The organism is Xanthomonas sp. SHU 199, assembly GCF_000364665.1.
In the GTDB taxonomy this organism is placed as follows: Bacteria; Pseudomonadota; Gammaproteobacteria; order Xanthomonadales; family Xanthomonadaceae; genus Xanthomonas_A; species Xanthomonas_A sontii.
In genome coordinates, this window is record NZ_AQOI01000629.1 from 1 (window position 1) to 6,643 (window position 6,643).

Annotated in this window: 4 protein-coding genes; 3 read left to right on the top strand and 1 reads right to left on the bottom strand. The window is 70.9% G+C overall.

Going from position 1 to position 6,643, the window contains the following annotated elements; genetic code table 11:
• Window positions 1–369 precede the first annotated feature (369 nt).
• Entirely contained in the window at window positions 370–2,475 is a 2,106-nt protein-coding gene (locus D183_RS0118175) for a glycosyltransferase (protein ID WP_017910252.1), read from the bottom strand.
• Window positions 2,476–2,568: 93 nt separating this feature from the next.
• Here D183_RS0118175 and mrcB point away from each other — a divergent pair, with 93 nt between their 5' ends.
• The 3 genes from mrcB to D183_RS0118190 form a co-directional block, all read left to right on the top strand.
• Window positions 2,569–5,001 carry a penicillin-binding protein 1B gene (gene mrcB / locus D183_RS0118180; RefSeq protein ID WP_017910253.1) on the top strand — a complete coding sequence of 811 codons (2,433 nt, stop codon included), beginning with the start codon at window positions 2,569–2,571 and terminating at the stop codon, window positions 4,999–5,001.
• A 23-nt stretch (window positions 5,002–5,024) separates the two neighbouring features.
• Entirely contained in the window at window positions 5,025–5,546 is a 522-nt protein-coding gene (locus D183_RS0118185; RefSeq protein WP_010343249.1) for a tetratricopeptide repeat protein, read from the top strand.
• 161 nt (window positions 5,547–5,707) lie between these two features.
• Window positions 5,708–6,643: ATP-dependent DNA helicase (locus D183_RS0118190; RefSeq protein ID WP_017910254.1), on the top strand; the 936-nt coding region annotated here is incomplete at its 3' end.

The following is a 6,643-nucleotide window of genomic DNA, read 5'->3' on the forward strand; positions in this document are numbered from 1 at the left end:
TGGCGGCGATGCCGCCTTCGCGCGGCAGGCGTTGCAGCGCGCCCGCGCGATTGATCCGGCGACCCCGGAGCTGGCCGCCTTCGAGCGCCGTTTGCGTAGCCTCAGTCCGGGGCGTTAGTGGGCGCAGTGAAGTGGGAGCTTCCCCAGGCTGATGGTGCGGCGCGTCGGGACTGAAGTCCCTCCCACTGGGGGTGTTGAGAGGTTCCGGCGATCGGTTGTATATCCGGGGCTGCGAGCGTCTTGGTTTGCAGTGCGCACGTGGGTGCGCGACAGCGCCTGCCGGGTGCCGGCCATAGCGGCGATGCTCGCAACACCATTGTGGGAGGGACTTCAGTCCCGTCGCGATCGAGGACGGTGCGCCAACGCGGCTCAGGCCAGGAACGCCTCGCGCACCGTAGCGCGGGCGGCATCCAGCGAGAAGTGGGTTTCGATGTTGCGCAGGCCGTTGTCGGCCAGCCGCTGCCACAGCGCCGGATCGGCGTACAGCTGCGCGATGGCGTCGGCGAACGCGGCGGGGTCGTCGGCGATCAGCACGTCCTCGCCGTCGCGCAGGTGCATGCCTTCCACCGCGCAGGCGGTGGCCACCACCGGCTGGCCATGGGCCATGCTGAGGTTGACCTTGCCCTTGACCCCCGCGCCGAACCGTAGCGGCGCCACGGCGATGCGCATGCCGTCCATGTAGGCAGCGATGTCGGGCACGTGCCCGAGCAACTCGACGCCCGCGGTGGCCTCGCCGAGGCGGCGGATGTCCTCCGGCATGTCCGCACCGATGCAGTGGAAGCGCACCTCCGGCAGACGCGTGCGCACGGCAGGAAATACCTCCTGCAGGAACCAGCGCACCGCGTCTACGTTGGGCGCATGGCGGAAGCCGCCGACGAACACCAGGTCGCGGCGCTGCGCCCACGGCAGGCCGGGGCCGGCGACCTCGTGCAGGTTCGAGATCAGCGCCGTGCGCACCTGTGGCGCCTCCCGCTGCAACTGTTCGCGTTCGACCGCGCTCACCAGCACGGTCACGTCGACCTGCGCCATCACCTCCAGCTCGCGCGCGCGGGTACGCTCGGCCTCGCGCAGCAGGCGCGCATCGCCGGCCAGTTCGGCGCCGCGGCGCTCGCGCAGGTAGTGCAGGTCCACGGTGTCGAACAGGCGCCGTGCCTGCGGCGCGAACCGGCGCAGCAGCGGCAGGCAGGCGTGGGCGACGTGGTGGCGCACCAGCAGCACGCTGTGGAAGCGCGCACCGTGCTGTTGCAGGAACCAGGTGAGGTTCTTCAGGTAGGGCGCGTACCACACCTCCACGCCGAGCCGTTGCAGGGTCTCGCTGTGGCGGCTGGCATAGCTGCGCTCGCTGGGCACGAACACCACGTGCGCGCCTTCCTCGAGCAGCAGGCGGATCAGGTTGAGCTGGCGCAGCGAGGCGGAATCGCGGTCCGGCTGCGGCAGCGCTTCGTCCAGGATCAGCACCTGGCGCTGCCGGCGATGCAGCAGCGCTGGCACCGGTACCTCGCCGGGTTGCAGGTGCTGCGCCAACACCTCGGCCCACTTGCTGGCGAAGACCGCACGGTTGCGCACCTGGTAGGCCTTGATCCCGCTGCCGGTGTCGGTGCCGTTGCTGGTGCCCTCGTCGTGCACCACGCGGCTGGCCGGCTGCACCAGCGTGCGCAAGCCGGCGGCGCGCACCGCGAAGGCTAGGTCGGTGTCCTCGTAGTAGGCCGGCATGTAGCGCGTGTCGAAACCGCCCAGCGCCAGGAAGCGCGCGCGCTCGATCGCCAGCGCCGCGCCGCTGCCGTAGTCGACGTCGCGCAGGTAGGCGTAGCGCGGATCGTCGGGCGACTCGAAGCGGCCGTAGCTCCAGGCGCTGCCATCGGCGAAGACCACGCCGCCGGCATCCTGCAGGCGGCCGTCGGGATACAGCAGTTGCGCGCTGACCAGACCGGCCTGCGGCAGCTGCGCGAACGTGTCCAGCAACGCGTCCAGCCAGCCCGGCTGCGGCACCGTGTCGTTGTTGAGGAACACCAGGTAGCGGCCCTGCGCGCGCGCGGCGCCGTCGTTGCAGGTGGCGATGAAGCCACCGTTTTGCTCGCGCACGTGGTAGTGCAGGCCGACCACCTGCGGCAGCCACTGCGCGGTGGCGTCGCTGCTGCCGTCGTCGATCACCAGGATCTCGCAGGGTGCGGCCGGCGGATGCGCGGCCAGCGCGCGCAGGCAGGCGAGGGTATGCGCGACGTGGTTGTAGACCGGGATCACGATGCTGACCAGCGGCGCAGGACTGTTCGGCACCGCGAACGGCGCGAACGGCGCGAACGGCGCCGCTTGCACCGCGAACAGCGCGCGCTGCGGCGGCGGCAGCGGTTGCGCATGCACGCGCAGGCGCTCCCAGGTGCTGCGCCAGCCGCGCGTGCGCAGGCTGGTCAGGCCGCGCCGGACCAGGCCGGCCAGGCGGTTCAGGGCGTAGCGCGCATTCGCCCACGACATCGACATCCGGGACCACTCCAACTTAAACGAAGAGGCCGTCGCGCCGCGCTGCCCGCTGGGCTGCGCTAGACTCGGCGGAATTTACATTCTCGCATTCCCGTGCCCCGACGCTACGACGATCACGACACCGACGATCAGGACGACGCCCTGGACAGCCCCGCCACGGTATGGCGCCGCCGTCTGCTCACCTGGGGCCTGGCCGCCGCCGCACTCGGCCTGGGCTTCCTGATTCCGTACACGGTCTATCTGAACAAACAGGTCACCCAGCGTTTCGGCGAACTGCGCTGGCAGATTCCCACCCGTGTGTACGCGCGGCCGCTGATACTGGCGCCGGACACGGCGATGGATCCGCAGACGCTGAAGACCGAACTGGATGCGGCCAGCTATCGCGCCGACGCCGGTGCCGAGCGCCCTGGTAGCTACCAGCAGGACGGCAGCCGCTTCACCATCGCCAGCCGCGGCTACGTCGATGTCGACGGGCGGGTCGCGCCGCGGCGCATTGAGGTGGGCCTGGCCGGCGGGCGCGTGGTGGCGCTGCGCGATGCGCAGACCCGCAAGGCGCTCAAGGCCGCGCGGCTGGATCCGGCGCGCATCGCCACGCTGTACGGGCAGAAGCAGGAAGAGCGGCGCCTGGTGCGCGTGGACGAGGTGCCGGAACTGCTGGTCACCGGCTTGCAGGCGGTCGAGGACCGCGACTTCAATTCGCACCACGGCATCGACCTCAGCGGCATGGTCCGCGCGGCCTGGGTGATGGTGCGCTCCGGCGGCAAGAGCCGGCAGGGCGCCAGCACCCTGACCCAGCAGCTGGCGCGCAGCGGCCTGCTCGGCATCGGCAAGGAACAGACCGTCACCCGCAAGTTCAACGAGATCCTGTACGCGCTGATCATGGAGGCGCGCTACGACAAGCGCACCATCCTGGAGGCGTATCTGAACCAGGTGTACCTGGGCCAGCGCGGCAGCCAGGCGGTGCATGGCGTGGCCTCGGGCGCGGAGTTCTGGTTCGGCCGCGAACTCGATGCGCTGGCGCCGGAGCAGGTGGCGCTGCTGATCGGCCTGGTCAAGGGGCCGTCCTACTACGACCCGCGGCGCTATCCCGAGCGCGCGCTGGACCGGCGCAACTTCGTGCTCGGCAAGCTGCGCGAGAGCGAACTGATCGACGAGCCGACCTACCGCAAGGCGCTGGCCGCGCCGCTGGGCGTGCCGGCCGAACCCGGCCTGGTCGCGGCCAACCGGTTCCCCGCCTATGTCGACCTGGTGCGGCGCCAGCTGGCGCGCGATTACCCCGAAAGCGCGCTGCAGGGCGCCGGCCTGAGTGTGCTCACCGGCATGTCGCCGTCGGCGCAGGCCTATGCCGAGGGCGCGGTGACGCGCACCATCACCGCGCTGGAAACCAACAAGAAGCGCCCGCCGCTGCAGGCCGGCCTGGTGCTCACCGACACCCACAACGGCGAGGTGCTGGCGGTGGTCGGCAGCCGCGACGTGGCCCAACCCGGTTTCAATCGCGCGATCGAGGCGCAGCGGCAGGTCGGCTCGCTGCTCAAGCCGTTCGTGTACCTGTTGGCGCTGGCGCAGCCGGACCGCTACTCGCTGGCCAGTTGGGTCGACGATACCCCGGTCACCGTGCAACTGGGCCGCGGCCGCACCTGGAGCCCCGGCAATTCCGATGGCCGCAGCCACGGCACGGTGCGCGTGGTCGATGCGCTGGCGCACTCCTACAACCAGGCCACGGTGCGCATCGGCATGCAGGTCGGGCCGGAGCGCGTGGCGCAGCTGGTGAAGGTGCTGGCCGGCATCGAGGCCGAGGTCAATCCCTCGCTGATCCTCGGCGCCACCGACCAGAGCCCGTACGCGATGGCGCAGCTGTACCAGTTCCTCGCCTCCGGTGGCGAAATCCAGCCGCTGCATGCGGTGCGCGGCGTGCTCGATCCGCAGGGCAAGCTGCTCAAGCGCTACGACAAGACCCCGGCGCCGGCGCAGGAAGGCGACTCCATCGCCGCCAACCTGGTCGGCATGGCGCTGCAGCAGGTCGTCAGCAACGGCACCGCGCGGCAGTTGCTCAGCGATGGCCTGGGCAAGCTGTCGCCGGCCGGCAAGACCGGTACCAGCAACGATGGCGTGGACAGCTGGTATGCCGGCTACACCGGCGACCACCTGGCGGTGATCTGGATCGGCAACGACCAGAACAAGCAGACCGGCCTGTACGGCGCCACCGGCGCGATGCGGGTGTGGTCGGGCATCTTCTCGCGGCTGCCGAGCGCGCCGCTGCAGGTGCAGGGCAAGGGCATCGACTGGCAGTGGATGGACCCGGTGGGGTACAACAGCACCGACCCGAGCTGCCCCGGCGCGCGCCAGTTCCCGTTCGTGGTCGGCTTTGTGCCGGCGTATGCCGCATGCACGCCGCCGCAGGCGCTGCCGGAAGAGGCCGCGCCCGCCGAGGGCGAACACCAGGGCGGCGGCTGGCGCAGCTGGTTCGGCCTGGACAAGAAGAAAGACCCGCCTGCCGACGCGGCCGCGCCGCCGCCGGCGCATTGATTCCCGGATCCCGGATACCGCTCATGACCCCACGTCTTCCCGCCATCGCCGCCCTCAGCCTGCTGCTCGCCTCCTGCGTCAGCGCACCGCCGCCGCCGCCGCCGGCCGCACCGGTGGACACCACCACGCCGGCGCAGCGCATCGCCGCGATCGACGCCAGCGGCGGTGCCGACGACACCGAACTGAGCGTGCAGCCGCTGCGCGATCCGGAAGTGGAGGATCTGCGCGAGAGCGCCAAGCGCAAGCGCAGCGCCGGCGACCTGGCCGGTGCCGCCGCAGCCCTGGACCAGGCGCTGAAGCTGGTGCCGGACGACCCGGCGCTGCTGCAGGACCGCGCCGAAGTGGCGCTGCTGCAGAAGGACGACGCCCAGGCCGAAGCCTTCGCCAAGCGCGCCATCGACCTGGGCTCGCAGACCGGCCCGCTGTGCCGCCGCCACTGGGCGACCATCGAACAGGCGCGCCTGGCCCGCGGGCAGAAGGAAAACGCCGCCTCGGCGCACGCCCAGATCGCCGGGTGCACGGTGCCGGGGATCAAGAGGTACTGAGGGCGGGGATTGGGGAGTCGGGATTGGGGAATGGGTAGAACTGCGTTTCTGGCGGCTCGTCCCCCTGGCGGCGTTCGGTCTTCCCGTTCTGCCGGCGGCAGTCACAGTGAGCGGGTAGCGCTGCTGCTCTAACCATTCCCTATTCCCGACTCTCCATTCCCATGTCGCTAGCTCACGCAAGCACCGAAGCCCTCAGCGAAGGCGGGGCGCTTGCGCGTCAGCTCGATGCGTTCGTGCCGCGGCCGGCGCAGTTGCGGTTGACCGCGGCGATCGCCGAGGCGTTCGAGCAGCGCGACGTGCTGCTGGCCGAGGCCGGCACCGGCACCGGCAAGACCTATGCGTATCTGGTGCCGGCGCTGTTGTCGGGGCTGAAGACCATCGTCTCCACCGGCACCCGCGCGCTGCAGGATCAGCTCTACCACCGCGATCTGCCGCGGGTGCGGGCGGCGCTGGGCGTGGGCCTGAGCAGTGCGCTGCTGAAAGGGCGCGCCAACTATCTGTGCAAGTACCGCCTGCAGCAGGCGCGCGGCGAGCCGCGCTTCACCGCGCGCGAGCAGGTCGCGCAGTTCCAGCGCATCGTCGCCTGGAGCGGACGCACCCGCTTCGGCGACATCGTCGAGCTGGACGCGCTGGCCGACGATTCGCCGCTGCTGCCGCTGGTTACCTCCACCGTCGACAACTGCCTGGGCACCGAGTGCCCGTTCTGGGGCGAATGCTTCGTGGTGCAGGCGCGGCAACGCGCGCAGGCGGCCGACCTGGTGGTGGTCAACCACCACCTGCTGCTGGCCGACCTAGCGCTGAAGCAGGAAGGTTTCGGCGAAATCCTGCCCGGGGCGCAGGCCTTCGTGATCGACGAGGCGCACCAGTTGCCGGAGCTGGCGGCGAACTTCTTCGGCGAAGGTTTCGGCATGCGCCCGCTGCAGGAACTGGCGCGCGACTGCCTGGCCGAGAGCCGTAATGTCGCTGGCGCGCTGGCCAGCCTGCAGGCGCCGGCGCAGGCGCTGGAACAGACCCTGCGCGAACTGCGCGCCGCGATGGAAGGGCTGCCGGCGCGCGGCACGCAGTGGCGGCTGCTGGCCAAGCCGCAGGTGCGCGAT